Here is a 21,658-nt window from a genome sequence, read left to right on the forward strand (position 1 = left end):
TTGAACGTTAATGGACAGAAAAACCATGCCGGTTAACGGCACAAATGCCTGTCCGGTTAATGATAATCGACGGTAATACCGGCAATGGCGTGGACTTTACCCGCCGTTACCGGACCTGAATTATCTGAAAAATAACTGACATAAAACTGATGAGTGACCGGCGTATTGGCAAACCATATTCTGTATTGCTGAGCCGTATTACGGTCATCAATCACTATCTGACTATTATCTTCCTTACGGATCCTGAGCTGTACATTGCGGCTATATCCATTACCGGTCTGATTAAGAAGATTACCGGTGGCACTGTCTGCCGGGGAATAAGCACTACTGAAAAGCAGATTCACGGACGTGAACCCCGGGCATTCTGCCAGGGTCACGGTAAAGCCGGTCTTTCCTCCTTCCCCGCCACTGTTACTGAGAGCTGTGGTGGTGAGTCTCGGCAGCGTCACTGCTTCGTTACTACCACTTCCGTTGATTCTGACCTCACAGGTTTCAGTCACATACTCTCCACTGAAATTCACCGTGATCGGATAATCACCGGCAGACGCCGTGGCCGATAGCAGCAACATCAGCAACATCAACGCGCGGTTTCTTTTATTTGCGGCATTCAGTGTTATGACTTGCATATGACCTCCGCACGGATCACCGAACTGCTGCCTGACCGGGAAATATCTTGCGCCAGAGCGTTGTCTGCAGAAATGGTACAGAGTGAGCTTCCGGTACGAACTGACATCGCTTCAGTCCCTATATTCCAGCCACGAATAAATGCCATACCTGCCTGCCCGACAATGCCGGTCACTTCCCCGGAGGCGCTAGTCAGCTCACTGCCTATCGGCAGGTAATTACCTTGCGGATCCCGGATAATCAGTAACACCGGTTGGCCGGATTGGGTTTTCATCGTCACAGACACTGCGGCCCCCATGCGGGGAATAATGACCTGCTCATTCTGCAAAATATCCACCGTATCCGGCAGCCCTTTACTGTCAACAGACACCGTGTTCTCTCGGTAAGGTGTCAGTGATGGCACAATGGCATATCCCCGACTGTCGATTCTGGACCCGTATCCATTCAGTAACTTAGCCCCTTCCGCCCCGGGCACATTCACTATTGCGAAAGGTGACTCGCCCAGCGCAGGTCCCATTGTCAGGCCGCCACGGTGTGCCACCAGACTTCCGGTAGCCGTTGCAGAGAACTGACGTGACTGGTTGCCAATGGCCAGTGTTGACCCAAACTGCCCCATATCTGAGTAATAGTTCATATTGCCGTTCAGTGAATAACTGGTACCGCCCCCGCGCAGACGCCCGGTGCTGGTGCCCAGACCATAACTTACCGAGGAGCGCTCACCGCGACTGCCGTTCGCATTCGTGATAAGAGACGTATTCCCGGCATTATCCCGACTCATCATCATGCTCATGGAGCTGAATAACGGCTTATCGGTAATGTTATAGCGACGACTTAACGGAATAGTTAACGACAGCGAATAGCTATTAATATTTTTGCCGATAGCGTTATAGGTTCTGCTGATCCCTGCGGACCAGGAAAACAGTCGCTGTGATTTACTGAAATAGAGCGAATACTGGGAAGACGCATTTCGGTTATTCCAGTACTGATAAAAGTTACCCGCCAGCACCAGACGACTGTCGCCGGGTAAGGTCTGAGCAAGATTCACCGAAAGTCGCTGGCGGGTACGGTAGTCAACCAGGTAGTAGTCACGGTTCATACCATAACGTTCTGCGGCGGCATCACGCAGGGAATAAAACCCTTTTGACGAGTAGCGATACGCCGCCATTGAGATATTTGTGCCTGAATACTCCAGGTACTTACTGAACCCGACGTTAAAACTATTGCCTGTTGATACCCGACTATCTTTCAACCGGCTTCTGGCCCGGGTGATATCGACCGAGATCCCCCCAACCCGCGTGTTAAAAGATTGCCCGACCGCCAGAGAGAGATAATTTTCTGAAAACTGCCCGCCGCCATAAAGCGTATAAAAATTGTTCATTCCGTACTGGTAAAAGCCGGTCGCCATCAGCGTTTTTTTCTGCATACTGATTTCATTCATCTCCCCCACAGATACCGAGTAACGGGAGACACCGGCATGCAATAACATCGGAGGGGCAGAATACGGGATCACCTGGGTACGCTGTTTGCCATCGGCCTCGATAATGGTCATCAGTAAATCACCGCCATATCCCATCGCACCGATGCTATTAATCTCAAAGGGACCGGGGGGAACCGTGGTTTCATAGATCAGCTGCCCATGCTGAGTGACCTGAACCCGGGCATTACTTTCCGCGATCCCCTGGATGACCGGGTTATACTGACGTAAGCTTTCCGGCAGCATCCGGTCATCAGAGGCGAGCTGTACGCCACGAATGTTCAGACTATCGAACAGATCTCCGCTGGTGACGGTTTCACCGAGCGTCACCTGGCTTTTAAGCAGCGGAAGATCATGCCGGACGTAGGTATACAGATTTCGGGAACCGGGACTCCCGGTGTCGGAGAAATAATTGCTGCTGCGGTTACGCAACTGCCATCCAAACAGGTTAATGCCGGTCAGTAACCCCAGGTTTGCGCTGATTGCATGGCCGATACCGTTAGAAAAACCTTTGGAAAACTGCTGGGTATAAACATTCGCCGTGTAATCCAGAAACATTGCCGGAACACCACTGTCCCAGGTCGACGGGTCGGTATAACCGGGTAGCTGGCTGACCAGATATAACTGGGGAACAAAGAGTTCAAGTTCAAAATCAGCAGAGTCATAGCGGGTGCTGGCCCCGTCAATCCAGCGTGGTAACGCATTGCATTGCTCACCGTCAGCCGCCCGGTTTTTCATAACCGGTGGCCGGATGCCAAACTGTTCAAGCTGAGCGGCACTGAAACAAGGTTCGGCAATATCACGGCCCGGCACGGCGACAAATAAGACATCATATTTTCCGCGGATCTTACCATTCACCCGTACCCGAACTACCGCCTGGCCCGGGGGCACCGGGTTACCTGTCGAAAACCGGTTCACATCCACGGTACTGCCATGAATAAATGCACTGTTAAAGACGACCGGTGAGGCGCGATCCGGCGCGAAAGGACTGTCAGAGAGTTCTGCAGAGACTGCCGCCGAAACCGGTAATATGAGTAAACTACTGCTGAAAACCAGTATGCCGAATCTCACGGAATACCCGCTATTGTCGCGCAGTCCGGCGCTCAAAGTGATCATTTTCAACTCTCTGACTCCCTTCAGTTATTGTCATCCTGCCGAGCGCATTACGCTATGGGCTCCGCCATCAGGACTCATCTCCGGCTGACTGACTCAGAACCCAGCCTTTGCTTTGCTGATAAACAACTTTTTCAGTCACTGTGCTGCCATAATCATTGAGTACATTAAATTCGATACTACTCAGCCGGGCGGGTAATCCCTGCGAGCCTGCCGTGGCTAACGACGCAGAGGAATACGGTGCCAGCATTTGCGGCACAAGCGGATACGTTTGCTTCCCGTCTTTTGCCGTCACGGACTCGAAAGAAAAGTAATACGGCGTTGGGTTTTCTATTTTCACGGATTTTTTATTAGGTTCCGTGTGCCAGCGTAATGCTGAAATATAATCGGTACTATTTCCTGTTAATGCCGGAGGACGATAAAATATTTTTATCCGGGTGCGAAAAGCTAATTCCAGCCGATCTTTATTTTTATCGTCATCATTAACTGTCGGTATCTCCAGTAAATTGAACCAGTAAACGGATTCACGATCCGTCGGTAATTCCATACCGTTATATATCAGCCTGACACTTTGTCCTTTACCGGGATCGATCCGGTAAACCGGTGGCGTTACAGTAAACGGTACCAACATAGTATTAATATCATTATTCTTACTGCCGTCATCGACCCAGACCTGCACCAGTACGGGAGAGCTTCCTTTATTATTAGTACGGATACTTTTTTCCCGCTCAGCCGCAGGGAAAATAACCCGGGTACCGGCTATTGTCACACCTGCGCTGGCAGGAACAGGCAGCAATAGTAACCCGGCGATAATAACCACAAGGCACGAGATTATTCCCTTATAACATCTCATAGAATAAACCATTAATAATAGTGGATTAACAGGGGCAGCTTTCGCTCCCCCGTGGTATTTAACGACCAATAACGCTATTAAGGATAAGAAAGCGTATATACCACATGCGCCGTGACTTTCCCTGCCGTCGTTACCCCGGTGGCATAATAGCCGCCGGCATAGGTCATACTGGCCTGCCCGCCAACGATATCCACTTCTTTTCCGGAATCACCGGGACGAAGATGTGTATGATCCGAATTAAATAAACGAACCTCGACATTCGCTGCGGCTTCTTTACTTCCGGTGGTGGCCTGATAATCATTTTTCAGGTTCCAGGTACTGTAGTTAATCCCGGAAGAACCGATCGGCTCGAAATGGGCAGCCACTTTCTTAAAGGAACCGGGGCAATCCTTCACTTTAATATCAAAGTTTTTAATGCCGCTCTGGCCTCCGGCACCCTGCATCGACTGGGTCGATACTGTCGGCAAAGTGACGATCAGGTTGTCATTTTCGATAGTACAGGTCTCCCCCACCAGCTCCCCGTCGAACGTTACCATGCCTTGTCCGGGGTTCAGGGTATCTGCGGCTGAAGCAGATAATGCGAAAGACGATGCAAACAGCGCCAGTAAACTGATAGATACTTTATTTTTTTGCATAAAAATCCCTATTTTTGTCACGTAATTACCCTTCAGGTAGAAACTTCCCTCTTTATGTTTTTCACTGAATTTCGTGCTTATCGCTCAACCTCCTTGTTTTCCGGATCATCAACCACCAGTGCTACCCCCTGTTCAGGGATATAGCTCAAAAAAAGGTGTTCTTTTTCAACTCTGTTGTTTTTGGTGCGGGATAACAGATATGTCGCTATCACAGGAAGGATCTCTTTCCCGAGCACATGGATGATCTCCCGGGCACCGGAGGTGACTGTCTGACAGCGATTAATAATAAAACTGACGATGTCATCGCTGTACTTCAGTTCCAGTGATTGCTGTTCATACAAACGGGTAATAATCTTAGAAAGCTGCATCCTGACAATGGCCTCCAGTGACGTTCTGCACAAAGAGAAATAAGGAACAACACTGACGCGGCCCAGAAATGCAGCAGGAAATGTTTTTAGTAATAAAGAGTGGAGCTGCGCTAACAGAGTCTCGTTTTCCGGCAGTGCATACTCATCAGAATGACTTACCGTCAGTAACTCACTCCCGATATTACTGGTGAGCAGGATCAGGGTGTGCCTGAAATCAATACGACGCCCCTCGGCATCTTCCAGAGTTCCTTTATCAAAAATACGGAAGAATAATTCATGAACATCCGGGTGTGCTTTTTCTGCTTCATCCAGTAACACCACACTGTAGGGTTTACGGCGTACCGCTTCCGTGAGAATGCCACCTTCACCGTATCCGACATAGCCCGGCGGTGAGCCCTTCAGCGTCGAAACGGTATGAGCCTCCTGGAATTCGCTCATATTGATAGTGATCAGATTCGACTCCCCCCCGTAAAGTAACTCAGCCAGTGCCAGCGCCGTTTCCGTTTTACCGGTACCGGAAGGCCCGGTAAGGAAGAAAACCCCTGTCGGTCTGTCAGGATCGGATAATCCCGCCCTTGCCGTCCGGACAGACTGGCAAATTTGCCCGATAGCGCGTGGCTGTCCGGTGACCCGGGCGGCCAGCTGTGCCGGGAGTTCCAGTACCGCACTCAAATCATCTTTCATTACCCGCCCGGTCGGGATCCCCGTCCATTGCGCGATAATTTCAGCAATGACCGTTGCATCGACTTCGGCACGGACCAGCGGAGGCTGTTCCCCCTGCTGTTCCAGGGTGTACTGCACATGTTGCAGTTGCTGCTGAAGCTCCTGAACTTCCGGATCCGGCAGGCCGGGTTGCAGCAACTGCTCTCTTAGCGCATAGATCTCCGTCAGCAGTTCGCACTCCTGATGCCAGCGTTTCTCCAGAAGATCTGACTCCTGCAGCACATCTTTGAGGGAGTCCTCAATGTCACTTTTAGACTGCACACTGGCTTTACCAAAACACAGAGATTTATCCAGTAACGCCAGTTCACTGACCGAGGCTCTTGCACTGGCACGAAGCTGCTGTAGCTTAACGGGAGGGGTATACCTGGCAATCGCAACACGGGCACAGGCAGTATCCAGCAAGCTGATCGCTTTGTCGGGTAACTGTCTTGCCGGAATATAGCGGTGAGATAACCGGACCGCAGCCTGCAAAGCCTCATCAAGGATAAGGACCTGATGATGCTGTTCCAGAGAAGGCAGCAGTCCACGTAACATCTGTACCGATAAAGGTTCGGAGGGTTCGTCGATTTGTACAACCTGAAACCGGCGGGTCAGCGCAGGATCTTTTTCAATATGCCGTTTAAATTCACTCCAGGTTGTCGCGCCTATCGTGCGGATCTCCCCTCTGGCCAGCATCGGTTTCATCAGGTTCGCCGCATCACCGGTCCCGGCTTCTCCGCCAGCACCGACCAGCGTATGAAATTCATCGATAAAAAGGATGACGGCAGGAACGGCCCGGGCCGCAGATTCGAGAACGGATTTCAGGCGGGACTCAAATTCGCCTTTCATTCCCGCGCCGGCAGTCAGGGCCACGATATCCAGCGCCAGCAGACGGACATTCACCAGCGAGGGCGGTACGGCACCGTCGGCAATCGCCAGCGCCAGGCCTTCAGCCACCGCCGTTTTCCCTACCCCGGCATCCCCGGTGAGTAGCGGGTTGTTCTGGCGACGGCGCAGCAGAATATCAATGATGGTCGTAATTTCACTGTCCCTGCCGGTGACCGGGTCAATTTTCCCCGCCCGGGCTTGTGCCGTCAGGTCGGTGGTATACATCTCCAGCGCATTTCCTGCCGCTGGCCGGAGATCAGAAAACATGTTTCCGTTCTCCGACGCCATCCCTTCCGCCATGATAAGGCTTTCCTGCTCTGCCGAGTCCCGGGTCAGCATTGCCGACATACGGCTGATTTCTTCTGCAGACAGTACGCGAAATTCCGATGATAAGGCGAATAATGCACGACGCAGTTCAGGATGACTCAGCAGTGCAATCACCAGATGAAGACTGCGTATTTTTGTCACCGGCTTTTCCCCCAGGCTTGCTATCACCCAGGCTTTCTCGATCGCCAGCTCAATAAGGTAAGAGAAATCGGTCACTTCTTCCGCCCCGCGCGGCAAATGCGCGGCCTGAGTCATCAGGTCTTCTTCCAGTATCGCCCTGTCTGTCTGGTAGTGGCGAAGAATAAACTGCAGATCACAGCGTTCTTCCTGAAGCAGGGTCATCAGCCAGTGGACCAGTTCCACATAAGGATTCCCCTTGAGACGACAGAGTTCTGTCCCGCTTTCAATACTTCGGGATAATACGTCGTTAAGTTTATCGAATAACGTTCTTCTGACGATCATAATTTTTAGCGCACCCGAGAAAACAACTCATTCAAAGTTAAGAGGATGTGTAACACTGAATATCACCCTGCAGTCATGCCCCGGATAGTAGCCAAAAAAATAATATTTTCACAACGTTGCACCTGACAGTTATATAAAAATAAGAAAACAGCCTGATGCATATTCCTAAAAAAGAAAAACAACGGCGATTAGCTGTTTTATTCCTGGCAGCAATCGATAATATCTCCTGGCGAGGTCAATACGGGCAGCAGAATTAATCATTAAGATGAAAACAGTTTCCCCCGGGTTATGTATCCCTCGTCAATTTTAAAAACTGTGATTAAATTTATTAGTCAGCCCGTTTAAATACACAGATAAATTCACCGGTAATTTATCTGGCGGGTATTTATTCTGACTGTCGGATAAGTAAATCTGACCAAAGTAAAAAGACAGGAAACAGCAAATGTAATGTATTTATCCGTTTCGACTGAGTGCCATCACCTGCGGGTTAGCTCCGCACCACCCTCATTAAAAATAAACGTCATTAATCAGAGAAAAACGTGGAAAATAATTTTCTGGATTATTATAACCGTGAGCTGACATTTATCCGCGAAATGGCCTGTGAGTTTGCGCAAAAGCATCCGGCGATTGCTGCCAGACTGGGGATGCAGGGGATAGAAGTTGCCGATCCTTATGTGGAAAGGCTGATAGAAGCGTTTTGCTTTTTATCCGCCAGAACCCGTATCAAACTGGATGCCGAATTTCCCCGGTTCACTCAACGATTACTGGACACACTGTCACCGAATTACACTTCACCGACGCCTTCGATGGGGGTCGTTCGCCTGTATCCGGACCCCGACACCGGTGATTTAACCCGCGGCTATACTCTCGACCGCGACAGTGCGTTTATCAGCCAGCGCCTGCCGGAAAGTCAGACCCGGTGCGAGTTTCGTAACAGCCAGCCGGTGACGCTCTGGCCGCTGGAAATAGCCGACGCCAGTCTGACCTCGATACCGCCGGATCTTCCCGGGGTGGCAGAGGAAGATTGTGATATTAGCCAGTGTAAAGGTGCCCTACGTTTACGGCTGAAGCTGACCGGAGATGCCACATTTTCGGAGCTGGAGGGACTGGACAGACTACCTGTCTATATCTCCGGCGATGAAACTATCGTGTCACATCTGTTTGAATTGCTGCACTGTCATCATCAGGCAGTGATTATGCCTTCTCCGCATGCAGATACCCCTGCCACCCTCATTACAGAGCCGCCACTGGTTCCGGAAGGCCTGGAACCTCATCAGGGACTGCTGCCGGCCAGCTGGAACATGTTTCATGGGCATACCCTGTTACAGGAGTACGTCTGCTGCCGCCAGCGTTTCTATTTCTTTACTCTGACCCGGCTTGCCGCGGGTCTGAAAAGCAATCACACCCGGGAAGCCGAAATTATTATTTTGCTGGACCGGCTACCGCAGGAGCTGATTGCCCATGTCAATGCTGCCCGTTTCTTATTATTTTGTACCCCGGTGATCAACCTGTTTCCGAAGCGTCTGGACAGGATCACCCTCAACCGCTCGCTGAATCAGTTTCATGCCGTGGTCGATCGTTGTCATCCCCTGGATTATGAAATTTTTTCTGTCAGTCACGTGACCGGGCTACAGGCAGACAACAGTGACGAGGTTGTCTTTAACCCTTTGTATCACACCCGCCATGTGGACCAGGGGAATTACGGACGCTACTTCTCTCTGCAGCGGGAAGTTCGCCAGGTACAACCGGACGATAGCAGCTATCTGACACAACGTGCTTATCCGGGGACGGAGACTTATATTTCGCTGGTGGATCAACATGAAGCCCCTTACAGCGATACTCTGCGTTACCTGCGGGTAGATGCGCTGGTGACTAACCGTCATCTGCCCTGCACACTGGCAGAGCATGCACGCTTCCGGCTGACCCTGCCGGAAGATGTGCCGGTAAGCCAGGCTGAGTTCGTCAGTACCCCGTCGGCCCCGAGAGGATCTTTTGCTGTCGGTGAGGCCGCCTGGCGTCTGATTTCCCAGCTCAGCCTGAATTATCTGCCGGTCGGTGAAATGCCGGAGGCCGGCGGTGCCGGTTTTCTGCGTGATATTTTGCAATTATTTACTACCCGTTCAGACCCGGAGACCGTCACACAGATAGAAAGCCTGGTCGGATGTACGACCGAACCGGTGATCCGACGACTGGGCGGGGAAGGCCTGCTGATTTACGGCCGCGGGATCCGTTGTCGCCTGACCGTCGATGAGACGGGTTTTTCCGGCCTCAGTCCTTATTTATTCGGACTGATTATGGAAAATTATCTGTCCCGTCATGCGGCGATCAATATTTTCACCGAAACCGAACTGTATTCGGTTCAGCGCGGACGGGTCGCCGACTGGCCGGCACGCCCGGGCCGGCGGGGGATCTTATGACCCGGCACTCTCCGCCTGCGACAGGAAATACAGCCCCGTGGTACGAATGCTCAGCGCCCTGGGAAAGTGGTTTTTTCAGTCTGATGAGGGCGGTTGCCGCCCGCCACCCTCACTCTCCGGCACCAGGTACCGCGCGGCTGCCGGGCCAGGAGCCGGTCCGCCTCGGGCAGCAGCCTGGCATGATCTTTCCGCCGCGGGAAATTGCCAGCCTGAATGACGACGACGGGATCCTGAAAATACGTCTGTTCTGGCCGGGGATCTGGGGACCGAACAGCGTCTTTCCGCTACACCTGTCTGAACAGGCCTATTTCTGTACGACCCGCCAGGATTACGGCCTGAGTGATTTCGCGGATATCTTTCACCACCGGGCCTTGTCACTGTTTTACCGTGCATGGTTTTTGTGTCAGGACACGGCAACCCTGGATGACCCGCACAATGAACGTTTTTCTTTTTATGTGGGCTGCCTGACGGGATTTGCACCCACGGCAGACCATTCATCCCCGTTACCGCGCCATGCTCAACTGGCTTCCGCCCCGCATCTGGCCAGGGAGGCCCGCTCCCCCGATGGCCTGACAGGCAGCCTGCAACATTATTTCGATTTGCCCTTCCGTCTTCAGGAGTTTGTTCTGCAATGGATTGAGTTAGCCCGGGAAGATCAAAGCCGTCTCGGGGTAAAAAACGGGGCCAGCCGGTTAGGGGAAGGCGCAATCCTCGGTGATACGGTGCATGACCGCCAGCATAAATTCAGACTCATCGTGGGTCCGCTTACCCTGCAACAGTATCTCTCTTTTATCCCCGGAGGGGAGGATATGCCTGTATTACGTGAATGGGTGAGATGTTTTATCGGGGTGGAATACAGCTGGGATGTGCAGCTCGTACTGGCGGCCGATCAGATCCCGCTGGCACAGCTGAATGGCCGTCATCAGTTAGGGCATGCCGTCTGGCTGGAAAGAGAAAACACAACACAACCACTGGCCGGGATGTGTTTCGAACCGGAGAATTTCGCAGGATACTCAGAGGCAGGAAATTCATGCAACAGACAATAGTTCAGGACACTGCGCCTGAAAATGATGATGCGTCACTACTGACAGAAATCAGTGCCGATGCCCCATGCGGAATAAGTATTGATGACGACCCGCAATTTTTACTGTTACTGGCAGGCCTGCAGCCCAAAGCCGATGCCCAGTATGGTGATTTTTACGAGCCGGCAGTGTCAGTTAACTGGGCAGAAACGGCGGCTTCGGCCCGCCGGCTATTGTGCCGGAGTAAAGATATCCGGTTATTCATTATATTAATGCGCTGCAGGATCCGACTGACCGGGGCTGCGGCTCTGGAAAACGGCCTTTCTCTGTTACTGACCCTGTTAAAAAAATGGCCGGAACCCCTGCATCCGCAGCTTTTTGATGAAGAAGAGTTCACCCCGCAACTCAGAGCCAATGCGTTTGGCGAACTGAATGACAGTCACGGAATACTGGCCGATATCCGGCAGTTACGCTTACCGAAAACGGCGGAGGGGCAGATAAGTGTTCGCGACGTCGAAAAAGCCTGCCGATATCAGCCTGCCGATGCAGCCCTGCTAGCGCAGCGGATCCCCCTTCTGCGCCAGCAATGGGCCTGCAGCGAAGATACAACATATATCGACTTATCAAAGGCTTATCAGACTGCAGAACAGCTGATTTCACTGATACGGGAGGATCTGGGCGAGGAAGCTCCTGATCTTACCGGGTTGCTTTCTCTGCTGAAGCTGTTCAGCCCCGCCCCCCCTCTGCGCGCATCCGTTCAGCCGGTGGCTGAATGCCCGCCGACGGATGTTCCTGCAGCAACAAACCTTCCCGGTAATGCAGAGCCGTCCTCCGCTCCCCTCCTGGTGCCTGCGCTACCGTTTATCAGTGACCGGCAGAGCGCCTGCGCCAGACTGGAGGAGGTGCGTCTCTGGCTCAGAGACGCGGAGCCCGGCAGCCCGGTCATCCCTTTACTGGCCTATGCAGAACGGAGTATTGGCCGAAATTTTGCTGAACTGGTGGCGATGTATCCACCGGAAATCCTCTTATTACTGAAAGATAATTAAGGACGAGAGATATGAGATGGCGAACCCTACTACTGATGCCCCTGTTTTTAGGCGCAGGAAGCGCCCGGGCCCTTTGTGACTGGCAAAGTGGCTACCCGGCAATATTAACTGTGCCGGACCAGGTGATTACGATTGCGGCCGATGCCCCGGCTGACAGCACCACTCCGATAGCCTCCTTTGAGACCCCGCGGTTAGGTCATAATATTTTCTATACTTACTGTCCGGTCGGCACCGAAGTCGGTCGCAGAGTGATCGGACTGGAATCTTACAACGCACAGAACAAGACCTTCAAAACCAATATTCCCGGCATTGTCATTAAGCCGCTCTGGACCAATGGCCTGCCCGAATGGGGCGGATTTCCCACCACGGTTTATATGCCAAAAGTGGATGAGTCCGGGTATGTTTACTTCCGTTTCCCCGATGTTTCCGGCTATAAGGTGGAGTTTTATAAAGTGGCTGACACCCTCCAACTTAATAACCCGGCCGGTGACCTCATTATGCCTCCCGGGCCGATTGGCTATTTTTATCTGATTGTCAGTAATGATCCGAATAACTATCTGAGTAAGCTGGCCCTCAGCGAAATTAAAATTATCAGCACTCCGGTCTGCACGGCTGACAGTGCGAAAACGGTAAATTTCGGCAAGGTCACCGCCAAAATGCTTGAGTCCGGCGTGTCAGAAAAACTGGATTTTGCTATCAACTGTAAAACGGACTATGGCAACTACTCTGCCACGGCTTACATCACCACCGATACCCCGTCTTATGATGCCGCCAGTATTATGGTGAAGGATGCAGGAGGAAGCAGTGGCCGTCTGAGGATCACTATCAAAGACAGCCAGAACCGGGCACTGAAAGTGAACGGTAAAGACGGAGAACAAATCACCAGTACGCTCAGTCAGAACAGTGCGGAATTTCACTGGACGGCAGAACTTTCTGCCGCAGGCTGGCTTCAGCCTTCGGCCGGGGCATTTTCGGCCAAAGCTGAGATTATCTTTGATATCACCTGACTGATGATACTCCGGGAGAAACATATGCCACCCCAGCCAGATATTTTTGTCAGTATCGCCAGCTACCGTGACCCGGAACTGATCCCGACACTGAAAGATATGACAGCTAATGCTTCATCACCGCAACACTTGCACATTGCGGTGTGCTGGCAGGACGAGGGAGATTTTTCGGTATTCAGCGATGCCGGTTTGACGGTATCCCGTCAGTCAGAGACTCAGGATACCCGTTTTTTTTGCTATAACGGCGCTTCTGTCACCGTAATTTACCGCCATTATCTGACCAGTGAAGGTGCCTGCTGGGCTCGTCATCTGTCAGAAACCTGCTATCAGGATGAACCTTACTTCCTGCAGATCGATTCCCATTGCCGGTTTATTGAAGGATGGGATCAGCAGATGATCTCTTTACTGGAGTCGCTTAAGAAGATCAGTGCGTTACCGGTACTTTCTGCCTACCCGCCCGGCTATCAGCCGGGTGATGATGAACAAAAAAGTAAACAGACATCGGTGAGCCGGATGATTTTCAGGGAATTTACCCGGGAAGGCATACCGATGGTGGGAAGCCATGTCCTGACTGCCTCCCGTCCTGTGCGGGGCAGTTATCTGGCCGGGGGCTTTATTTTTGCCCCGGGCCGCTTTGTGCGGGATGTCCCGAATGACCCGCAGATCTTCTTTGCCGGGGAAGAGATCGGTATGTCGGTGAGGGCATTTACTCAGGGCTATGATGTCTATCATCCCCATATCCCCCTGCTGTGGCATTACTACAAGCGCGCAGAATGTTCGAAGATCTGGCAGGATCATAACGATGACGCCAGGAAACAGGGAGCGGTTAGCCGGGCATGGTGGGAGCGGGACCGGGTATCAAAGCAACGACTCGCAACCCTCCTCGGGCTAAACAATGACGCACAGGAGATAGCCCCCCCTTACGGCCAGGGTGATCAGAGAACGCTCAGACAGTTTGAATATCAGACCGGTTTGCATTTACGCCTGAGGGCGGTTCAGCCTGCCGTTAGCGGTGATGAAAAACAGGCTTTTTTTGCTGTCCCGCCCGCCAGTGATACCGAATGGCTGGAGGCATTTACTCTGTGGCATCACAGAACAATAACGCTTTCCCCCGCCGAAATCGCCGGTCCCGGGGCCGGCTATGAATTTATCCGGCTGAGTGTTTATGACAGGGATAACCGGTTGCTGTTCACCTGCCGCCAGCCTCCTGCCAGCCTGACATCTCAGGACGAACAATCCGCGGTCTCACTGTCGATCCGCTTTTCCACCCTCCCCTGTTGTTACCCGCACCGGATACGGACCTGTGGCTGGCAGTCCGGGGTCGGCTGGGGTGAACTGACGGAGACCCCCTGGTGACTCACGAAACCTGTTTTGATGAGCTGGCGGCTTACGGCATATTGATCGGTGCCGGGGCGGTCATTCCCTCGCTTTCAGCCCTCCGGCAACGACTGGCAAGCCGTATAACGGCGTTCAGTCAGAGCCTGACGGAAGAACATCACGACGCAGAACAAAGCCACTCACTTTGCTGCCTGCTGCGTTACTTCCTTGACCTGCAGCTTCAGCAGCACCAGCAACACTGTTCGGTCAGAAAGACGCGCTCCGGAGGCGAACCGCAGGCTCCTGCCGGTACAGACTCGCGGGCAGACATTTCTGTGGTCCTGCAGGCCTTGCTGGTGTGCGGTGATAACACGCTGTTTCGCTACGGCTATCGCCTGCTCTGTCTGCTGTCAGTCACGGAAAACGACGACAGAGCGGTGACTGACGCTTTTCTTGCCGAATACCGGAAACGCTATTTTTCGTTACCGGGAATGACACCTCAGCCTGTCGCCCGTACGCCCGGGGACTCGCCGGAGGCCGGGAAGCCGCAGATCTGCCTGATCACCGGCCCTTGTGCCGCACAGGGATTCAGCCAGTACGATACAACAGGCAGTCGCGATCTGTCCTGCCACCGGGTCGTCGTGACCGATCCACAGGTATTAATGGAACGTATCCGTTATTTTTCTGAAAAACACCCGCAGGTCGCTATTCAGTGCCTGATCCCTCTGACGGGAGACACTTTCGCGAGTGACGCTCTGCTGGCTGCCGCCTTCGTACACTGGCGGCACAGTCTGCTCAGCGCCGTAAAACTTCCGCGGGTCCGCTGCCAGCTGATAGTGTATGCCCGGCTGAGCCACCGGCATCCGCCCGGAGCCCCCCGGGATGCAGCCTGGGTCCGGACGCCTCCCGGTACCGGCTCAGATTCATTTTCTCAGTGGCTGACACGGCTGCATCAGCAACTGCAGAATGCGGCGCGCTGCGGCGACAGTTATGCCACCGCGCGTGCCTGCGCCGCAAAACCGTTGTCAGAATGGCTGGCAGGGGGTGAACTGAACTCTGCCCTGGGCGGGTTATTCACCGATACTCCGCTGCAGTTAACGGAGTTACTGCTGGCTGATATCCGTCAGGGCTTTCCCCGCCACGGCGGCTGGTCACACTGGCTGGCTGAACGCTATTTACTGTATCCGGCCCTGTCGCAGTCGGCACCTTGCCTGCCGCTGCCGCCTCTTTTACCGGTTGCCTCCGAACCACCGGGTGAGCCATTCACAGCATCGGTCAGCCCTCGCAAACGACAGCGGTTCGTCGTTCCGGGACTGCTGTTATGTCTGTCACTGAGTGCAGCCCTGTTGCTTTCCGGTTCCCGGCCACCACTCACCGGGCCACCATTAATGCCTTCGGCGGTCATCGCACCGCTGTCGCTGCCTGACGACGGCACCGGATGGTTCGATCCCGGCAGCAGCACGATCACCGGCACACGTTATCAGACGCTGGCAGCGCTGTTACCGGCGCTGCGCCGTACGTCACAGTATCCGGTTCTGATCGTGGGTTACACCGATAATACCGGTACAGCCGCGGGAAACCGTTACCTCTCCTTACGCCGGGCAGAGTCCGTCCGCGACTGGCTGGTAGCGAACAGTGAATTTCCGTCCAGCCATTTTATTGTTGATGGTGCCGGTGAAACCCGTCCGATAACCACCAATGACAGTCAGCAGGGACGGGCCGGTAACCGGCGCATCGAAATCATTCCCCTCTACCCTCATTTATTCCAGGTAAATAAAGACTATGACTAACAAACCCGTGACTTACCCGTTGCCGGAAGGCACATTTCTGACACTGCTCCCGGACGCGGATTACTCAGTGAATATCCTGAAGTATACCGATGAAGAGAACAGAGCCTACGAAGTGATCATCAACCGCGCTCAGCTGGCAGCCGACCAGACCATGGAAGATTTCTATGAGATGCAGCAGCAACGGATGCGGCAATTTACGCCCGGCTACACGCCGGAAGGCGAGATCCTCAGTCATGAGCTCGGGCCGTCAAAGCTTCCTGTATTACAGGCCGCCAACCGGTTTCTGAATAATGGTGAATGGACGAAACAGATCCTGTCAGTGATCCGCCTGCCTTATGAGGGTTCACTCAATCCTTCGCAGAATAATCTTCTTATTTTTACCCTTGCCACGACGGGAGAGTTTACTGACAGCCAGCGTAAGCACTACGTCAGGATCATGAACAGTTTTACTGCCGCAGAAACACCGCTGTCGATGAGCGGCACGGTGGAGTAAGCCAGAGGGCCTCCCCGTATCGGAGGCCCGTTATGCTTTATGTCAGCCTGGTTAGTATTTCACTGGCGACAGGCTCCGCGCCAGTTTTTTCGCGGTTAACGCCTCCCGGGGTGCCCGTTCCCCGGTCCCGGGTTGTTGCGGAATTCATCCCGGGCTTCTTCACCCGATGAGGTAATTTCGGAAAGATGTGTTTCCCTCTACGGATACGGGATGACCTGATCAAGCTTCGCCATAGGTCGGGTGACAGACGCGCTCCCCTGACCGCCGGAAATCAGGCATAATTTCCCGGCGGGTTAGTTAATATCTTTTACTTTTAATTTTCCGTTATCTTTCCACACGGAAAAAGTCACACTATAACTATTGCCATTTTCGATAGTGTGATTTTCTTTTATCCGTATTGCATTAACAGAGAATATATATGATTTACCGGGGGCAAAAGTAAAGCCGGCATCTGAAATGCATTTATCTGAAAATAACACGGGTGCATTATCAATAGTGAATGTTCTGGCAATCATATTTCCACTATTCCCGATCTCATTAATACTTAATGAGGTGATCCTTTCGCCCTGAGCCCCCGGTGCAGTAATACAAACCCTGCCACCGGCTACACTGACCTTAGCCCGATGATTTTCCGGGCGAGGATCATTTATGTGGCAGGATGTTAAAAAAACAATAGAAATAAACAGGATTATGAATTTCATCATATCGCACTTTTATCACATTGATGCCAGGAATAGGTTGTTATATAGCGAAAGAGTATTATTACCTTAAAAATCATTAAAACCTGCCTGACGACCAGTTTCATATTTCAGACGAATGCTCCTATAATATTTAAAGCAATAATATCCAGAAATAATCTGATTCCCGGACATGGTAAGCGGGAAGATCCTCTGTATCAATACGGTACGACACAGATCGTACTGCGTGCAATAAGATATAGTACGTATGTGAGCCTTTTCACGTAAATGACAAAAGGTTAAGTCGTTTGCGAAAGAAACCGATGGTTGCCGGAGGTACTGCGGCGAAAGAAGTCCGCAGAAAGTGCCCCTTTGAACCCGGGCTGGTTTTCCGTCAGGCGTCTCGTGTCGCGGCAGAAAAACCTTACTCCGGGTTAAACCGCCGCAGGGAGCTGATGCACCGATTTTCTCCGGAATCCGCTGCATCGCTATCGCCAAATGTCATTCTTTCGGACGCCGCCGAAAAAAGTCGCTTTCCCGCGTGTTTTCCTGCCTGACAGACTCCGTTATCATACTCACCACGTACTCGTGAAAGAAAATGTGGGTTGTGGCGCCTGAAGCTGCATTTTTTCCCTCTGCCGTCTGGCAAGCTACTCGTCAGCCTGCCGTTAACGCCAGGATTTCATGAGATCCCATGAGACAACGTGAGTAAAAATGATAATCATAAAATCACTTAACTCTCTAATTTTTATGATAATGGACATCTCAACACTATGAGTACAATCGAAAATTTAGACTCTCATACCCCGATGATGCAGCAGTACCTGCGTCTGAAAGCGGAGCATCCGGACATTCTGCTGTTCTACCGGATGGGCGATTTTTACGAGCTGTTCTTTGATGATGCACGGAAAGCCTCGCAATTACTGGATATCTCTCTGACCAAACGCGGGGCCTCCGCCGGGCAACCTATCCCGATGGCGGGCGTGCCTTATCATGCGGTGGAAGGTTATCTGGCAAAACTGGTTCAGATGGGGGAGTCCGTCGCTCTCTGTGAACAGGTGGGCGACCCTGCACTGAGTAAGGGCCCGGTCGAACGTAAAGTGGTCCGTATTGTCACTCCCGGGACGATCAGTGATGAAGCCCTGCTGAATGAGCGTCAGGATAATCTGCTGGCTGCCGTGTATGAAAGCCCGAAAGGTACGGGGTTCGGGTATGCGACGCTGGATATCAGCTCCGGACGCTTTCTGCTGAGCGAGCCGGAAAACGCGGAAGCGCTGGCGGCTGAGCTGCAGCGGACCCATCCGTCCGAGCTGCTCTATCCGGAAGACTTTGCTGCGATGGCATTAATTGATGGCCGCCGCGGTTTGCGCCGCCGCCCGATCTGGGAATTTGAACTCAGTACCGCACGCCAGCAGCTGAATATGCAATTCGGGACCCGCGATCTGCGCGGGTTCGGTGTTGAACAGGCGCTGCTGGCCCTGCCTGCCGCAGGCTGTTTGTTACAGTATGCCCGTGACACTCAGCGCTCCGCCCTGCCGCACATCCGCTCGCTGAGTATGATACGCCAGCAGGACACCATTATTATGGATGCCGCGACACGGCGTAATCTTGAAATTACCCTGAATATGGCAGGGGGCACCGATAATACCCTGGCGGCAGTGATCGATAAAACGGTCACCCCGATGGGAAGCAGGATGCTGAAACGCTGGCTGCATATGCCCCTGCGTGATGCCGGGGTGATCCGGGAGCGCCAGAGCTGCATTGCCGAGCTTCAGGACCTGAATGAGCAGTTGCAACCGCTGTTACACCAGGTGGGCGACCTGGAGCGTATTCTGGCTCGTCTGGCACTGCGGACCGCCAGACCGCGTGACCTCGCCAGAATGCGCCACGCATTCCGTCAGTTACCGGAATTGCAGGAAGTTTTAGCCGAAGCTTCCAGCCCGCGTCTGAAAACACTGGCTCAACAAAGCGGTTTGTTTACCGATCTGCGGGAATTACTTGAGCGTGCCATTATCGAAACCCCGCCGGTGCTGGTGAGAGACGGCGGCGTTATCGCACCGGGATACAATGAAGAACTGGACGAATGGCGGGCGCTGGCTGACGGTGCGACCGATTATCTGGATAAACTCGAAATCCGGGAGAGAGAGTCACTGGGGCTGGATACCCTGAAAGTCGGGTTTAACGCGGTGCACGGCTACTATATTCAGGTCAGCCGGGGTCAGAGCCATCTGGTACCGATGCATTACGTGCGCCGCCAGACGCTGAAAAATGCCGAGCGTTACATTATTCCTGAGCTGAAAGAGTATGAAGATAAGGTCCTGACCTCGAAAGGCAAAGCCTTGTCGCTGGAAAAAGCGCTGTATGACGCACTCTTTGATCAGTTATTGCCTTTCCTTGAACCGTTGCAGCAAAGTGCCAGTGCATTATCAGAACTTGATGTATTAACAAACCTGTCAGAACGCGCAATGACACTTAATTATTGCTGTCCGGTTTTACAGGACGCTGCCGGGATCAATATCCGGGAAGGACGTCATCCGGTCGTTGAACAGGTGCTGAAAGACCCCTTTATCGCTAACCCGTTAGCGCTCTCGCCACAGCGGCGGATGCTGATTGTCACCGGGCCAAATATGGGGGGTAAAAGTACCTATATGCGCCAGACGGCGCTGATTGCTCTGTTAGCCTGGACCGGCAGTTACGTGCCGGCAGAAGCAGTGACTCTGGGCCCGATAGATCGTATTTTTACCCGGGTCGGTGCCGCCGATGACCTGGCTTCCGGACGTTCCACCTTTATGGTAGAGATGACCGAAACGGCCAATATCCTGCACAATGCCACCGCAAACAGCCTGGTACTGATGGACGAGATTGGCCGCGGTACCTCAACCTATGACGGATTATCACTGGCATGGGCCTGTGCCGAGAACCTGGCGAACCGCATTAAGGCCCTGACCTTGTTCGCAACCCATTACTTTGAACTTACCGCCTTACCGGAAACATTGGAAGGGGTGGTCAATGTTCACCTGAATGCGATGGAGCATGGCGAGACTATTGCCTTTATGCACAGTGTTCAGGAAGGCCCGGCCAGTAAAAGTTACGGGCTGGCCGTCGCGGCACTGGCAGGTGTCCCGAAAGAAGTCATTAAACGTGCACGCCAGAAGCTGCGTGAACTGGAGATGATTTCAGCAAAAGATACACCGTCCCGTAGCGGGGGGCCACAGTTGCCACTGCTGGAAGCCGAGGTTTCGCCGGCAGTTGAAGCCCTGGAAGCGTTGGATCCTGACACTATGTCACCGCGTCAGGCACTGGAATGGTTGTACCGGTTAAAAGACCTGGTCTGACCCCGGAAAAAAGCATAAAGAAAGCAGCCTGTCGTGACAGGCTGCTCTCAGTTCATCCCTGAAAATGGTCCGTTACGCGAAAACGTCCTGTTACTCGCGAAACAACGCTTCAATGCTAAGACCCTGTCCCTGTAAGATTTCCCGTAACCGACGTAAACCTTCCACCTGAATCTGGCGGACACGTTCACGGGTCAGAGAAATTTCCTGCCCGACATCTTCCAGAGTCGCGGCTTCATAGCCCAGCAGCCCAAAGCGGCGGGCCAGAACTTCACGTTGTTTTGGATTCAGCTCGTACAGCCATTTAACAATGCTCTGTTTCATATCATTGTTCTGGGTACGATCTTCAGGACCGCTGTCATTATCGTCAGACAAAATATCAAGCAGCGCCTTATCCGACTCTCCCCCTAACGGGGTATCAACAGACGTTATACGTTCGTTAAGTTTCAGCATCCTGCTGACATCTTCAACCGGTTTATCCAGTTCTCCGGCAATTTCTTCTGCACTTGGCTCATGGTCAAGGACATGAGCCAGTTCTCTGGCGGTCCGCAGATAGACATTAAGCTCTTTCACAATATGAATAGGCAGACGGATAGTCCGTGTCTGATTCATAATTGCACGCTCAATCGTCTGGCGGATCCACCAGGTCGCATAAGTTGAGAAACGGAATCCACGTTCAGGATCAAATTTCTCAACCGCGCGGATCAGGCCGAGATTCCCTTCTTCAATCAGGTCAAGCAGTGCCAGACCACGATTGTTGTAACGCCGCGATATTTTCACTACCAGACGCAGGTTACTTTCGATCATACGGCGACGTGCTGCCACGTCACCGCGTAAAGCCCGACGGGCAAAGAAAACTTCTTCTTCGGCGGTCAGTAACGGAGAAAATCCAATTTCCCCAAGGTAGAGTTGAGTGGCATCCAGAACACGCTGAGACGTCGCCTGAGTCAGCGGATCATCTTCTGTTACGTCATCATCTTTAGAGTCATTTGCTACTAATGCATTCTCATCAAAGGCTTCGTTGCCATTGTCATCAAACGCATCTTCCTGTAACTCACTAACTTTAAGTGTATTTCGGTTCATCAATGGCTCCTCCCCTTATCCCGGACAG

Annotated in this window: 15 protein-coding genes; 8 read left to right on the plus strand and 7 right to left on the minus strand. The window is 52.7% G+C overall.

The features are described from left to right. Positions 1–56: 56 nt before the first annotated feature. From CG67_RS08765 to tssH, 5 genes are all read right to left on the minus strand, one after another. Positions 57–626: a fimbrial protein gene (locus CG67_RS08765; RefSeq protein WP_025902573.1), complete on the minus strand. Its 570-nt coding sequence runs from the start codon at positions 624–626 to the stop codon at positions 57–59. Next, positions 614–3,214, minus strand: a complete 2,601-nt coding sequence (locus CG67_RS08770) for a fimbria/pilus outer membrane usher protein (RefSeq protein WP_025902574.1) — start codon at positions 3,212–3,214, stop codon at positions 614–616. The genes CG67_RS08765 and CG67_RS08770 overlap by 13 nt, the downstream gene beginning before the upstream one ends. Before the next feature lie 67 nt (positions 3,215–3,281). After that, on the minus strand, positions 3,282–4,031 hold the full coding sequence (locus CG67_RS08775) for a molecular chaperone (RefSeq protein ID WP_235501121.1): 750 nt from the start codon (positions 4,029–4,031) through the stop codon (positions 3,282–3,284). 110 nt (positions 4,032–4,141) lie between these two features. After that, positions 4,142–4,699, minus strand: coding sequence for a fimbrial protein (locus CG67_RS08780; protein ID WP_025902576.1), 558 nt, complete (start codon positions 4,697–4,699; stop codon positions 4,142–4,144). Positions 4,700–4,776: 77 nt separating this feature from the next. Further along, positions 4,777–7,446, minus strand: coding sequence for a type VI secretion system ATPase TssH (gene tssH, locus CG67_RS08785; protein ID WP_235501122.1), 2,670 nt, complete (start codon positions 7,444–7,446; stop codon positions 4,777–4,779). Between the two features lie 539 nt (positions 7,447–7,985). On the opposite strand from tssH, the gene tssF reads away from it, so the two are divergent. From tssF to CG67_RS08820, 7 genes are read left to right on the plus strand one after another with little or no spacing between them, the layout of a single operon-like run. After that, the gene (gene tssF, locus CG67_RS08790; protein WP_025902578.1) at positions 7,986–9,863 is read left to right on the plus strand and encodes a type VI secretion system baseplate subunit TssF; all 1,878 of its coding nucleotides are present in this window, start codon (positions 7,986–7,988) and stop codon (positions 9,861–9,863) included. Further along, positions 9,860–10,909, plus strand: coding sequence for a type VI secretion system baseplate subunit TssG (gene tssG / locus CG67_RS08795; RefSeq protein WP_025902579.1), 1,050 nt, complete (start codon positions 9,860–9,862; stop codon positions 10,907–10,909). The genes tssF and tssG overlap by 4 nt, the downstream gene beginning before the upstream one ends. Continuing rightward, positions 10,894–11,931 carry an ImpA family type VI secretion system protein gene (locus CG67_RS08800; protein WP_025902580.1) on the plus strand — a complete coding sequence of 346 codons (1,038 nt, stop codon included), beginning with the start codon at positions 10,894–10,896 and terminating at the stop codon, positions 11,929–11,931. The genes tssG and CG67_RS08800 overlap by 16 nt, the downstream gene beginning before the upstream one ends. An 11-nt stretch (positions 11,932–11,942) precedes the next feature. Beyond that, positions 11,943–12,938, plus strand: coding sequence for a fimbrial protein (locus CG67_RS08805; RefSeq protein WP_025902581.1), 996 nt, complete (start codon positions 11,943–11,945; stop codon positions 12,936–12,938). A 24-nt stretch (positions 12,939–12,962) separates the two neighbouring features. Beyond that, complete coding sequence (locus CG67_RS08810) at positions 12,963–14,294, plus strand: GlcNAc-transferase family protein (RefSeq protein ID WP_025902582.1); 1,332 nt, start codon at positions 12,963–12,965, stop codon at positions 14,292–14,294. Next, complete coding sequence (locus tag CG67_RS08815; protein WP_025902583.1) at positions 14,291–16,045, plus strand: OmpA family protein; 1,755 nt, start codon at positions 14,291–14,293, stop codon at positions 16,043–16,045. Before CG67_RS08810 ends, CG67_RS08815 begins: the two co-directional genes overlap by 4 nt. Next, a complete protein-coding gene (locus CG67_RS08820) occupies positions 16,038–16,538 on the plus strand; it encodes a DcrB-related protein (RefSeq protein WP_025902584.1) in 501 nt (166 codons plus the stop codon). Before CG67_RS08815 ends, CG67_RS08820 begins: the two co-directional genes overlap by 8 nt. A 293-nt stretch (positions 16,539–16,831) precedes the next feature. Here CG67_RS08820 and CG67_RS08825 read toward each other — a convergent pair whose 3' ends face one another. After that, complete coding sequence (locus CG67_RS08825; protein ID WP_025902585.1) at positions 16,832–17,242, minus strand: putative T6SS immunity periplasmic lipoprotein; 411 nt, start codon at positions 17,240–17,242, stop codon at positions 16,832–16,834. Between the two features lie 746 nt (positions 17,243–17,988). Between CG67_RS08825 and mutS the strand changes: the two genes are divergently transcribed. Then, entirely contained in the window at positions 17,989–20,550 is a 2,562-nt protein-coding gene (mutS, locus tag CG67_RS08835; RefSeq protein WP_025902587.1) for a DNA mismatch repair protein MutS, read from the plus strand. Positions 20,551–20,640: 90 nt separating this feature from the next. On the opposite strand, the gene rpoS is transcribed toward mutS, so the two are convergent. After that, the gene (rpoS, locus tag CG67_RS08840; protein WP_025902588.1) at positions 20,641–21,630 is read right to left on the minus strand and encodes an RNA polymerase sigma factor RpoS; all 990 of its coding nucleotides are present in this window, start codon (positions 21,628–21,630) and stop codon (positions 20,641–20,643) included. Between the last annotated feature and the right edge of the window lie 28 nt (positions 21,631–21,658).

This window comes from Tatumella sp. UCD-D_suzukii (assembly GCF_000611875.2).
GTDB lineage: Bacteria > Pseudomonadota > Gammaproteobacteria > Enterobacterales > Enterobacteriaceae > Tatumella > Tatumella ptyseos.

Coding starts and splice junctions, on each gene's coding strand:
- CG67_RS08805 (WP_025902581.1), top strand. CDS start 11,943: ATGAGATGGCGAACCCTACTACTGATGCCCCTGTTTTTAGGCGCAGGA.
- CG67_RS08810 (WP_025902582.1), top strand. CDS start 12,963: ATGCCACCCCAGCCAGATATTTTTGTCAGTATCGCCAGCTACCGTGAC.
- CG67_RS08770 (WP_025902574.1), bottom strand. CDS start 3,214: ATGATCACTTTGAGCGCCGGACTGCGCGACAATAGCGGGTATTCCGTG.
- CG67_RS08800 (WP_025902580.1), top strand. CDS start 10,894: ATGCAACAGACAATAGTTCAGGACACTGCGCCTGAAAATGATGATGCG.
- CG67_RS08820 (WP_025902584.1), top strand. CDS start 16,038: ATGACTAACAAACCCGTGACTTACCCGTTGCCGGAAGGCACATTTCTG.
- tssH (WP_235501122.1), bottom strand. CDS start 7,446: ATGATCGTCAGAAGAACGTTATTCGATAAACTTAACGACGTATTATCC.
- CG67_RS08825 (WP_025902585.1), bottom strand. CDS start 17,242: ATGATGAAATTCATAATCCTGTTTATTTCTATTGTTTTTTTAACATCC.
- rpoS (WP_025902588.1), bottom strand. CDS start 21,630: ATGAACCGAAATACACTTAAAGTTAGTGAGTTACAGGAAGATGCGTTT.
- CG67_RS08765 (WP_025902573.1), bottom strand. CDS start 626: ATGCAAGTCATAACACTGAATGCCGCAAATAAAAGAAACCGCGCGTTG.
- tssG (WP_025902579.1), top strand. CDS start 9,860: ATGACCCGGCACTCTCCGCCTGCGACAGGAAATACAGCCCCGTGGTAC.
- mutS (WP_025902587.1), top strand. CDS start 17,989: ATGAGTACAATCGAAAATTTAGACTCTCATACCCCGATGATGCAGCAG.
- CG67_RS08780 (WP_025902576.1), bottom strand. CDS start 4,699: ATGCAAAAAAATAAAGTATCTATCAGTTTACTGGCGCTGTTTGCATCG.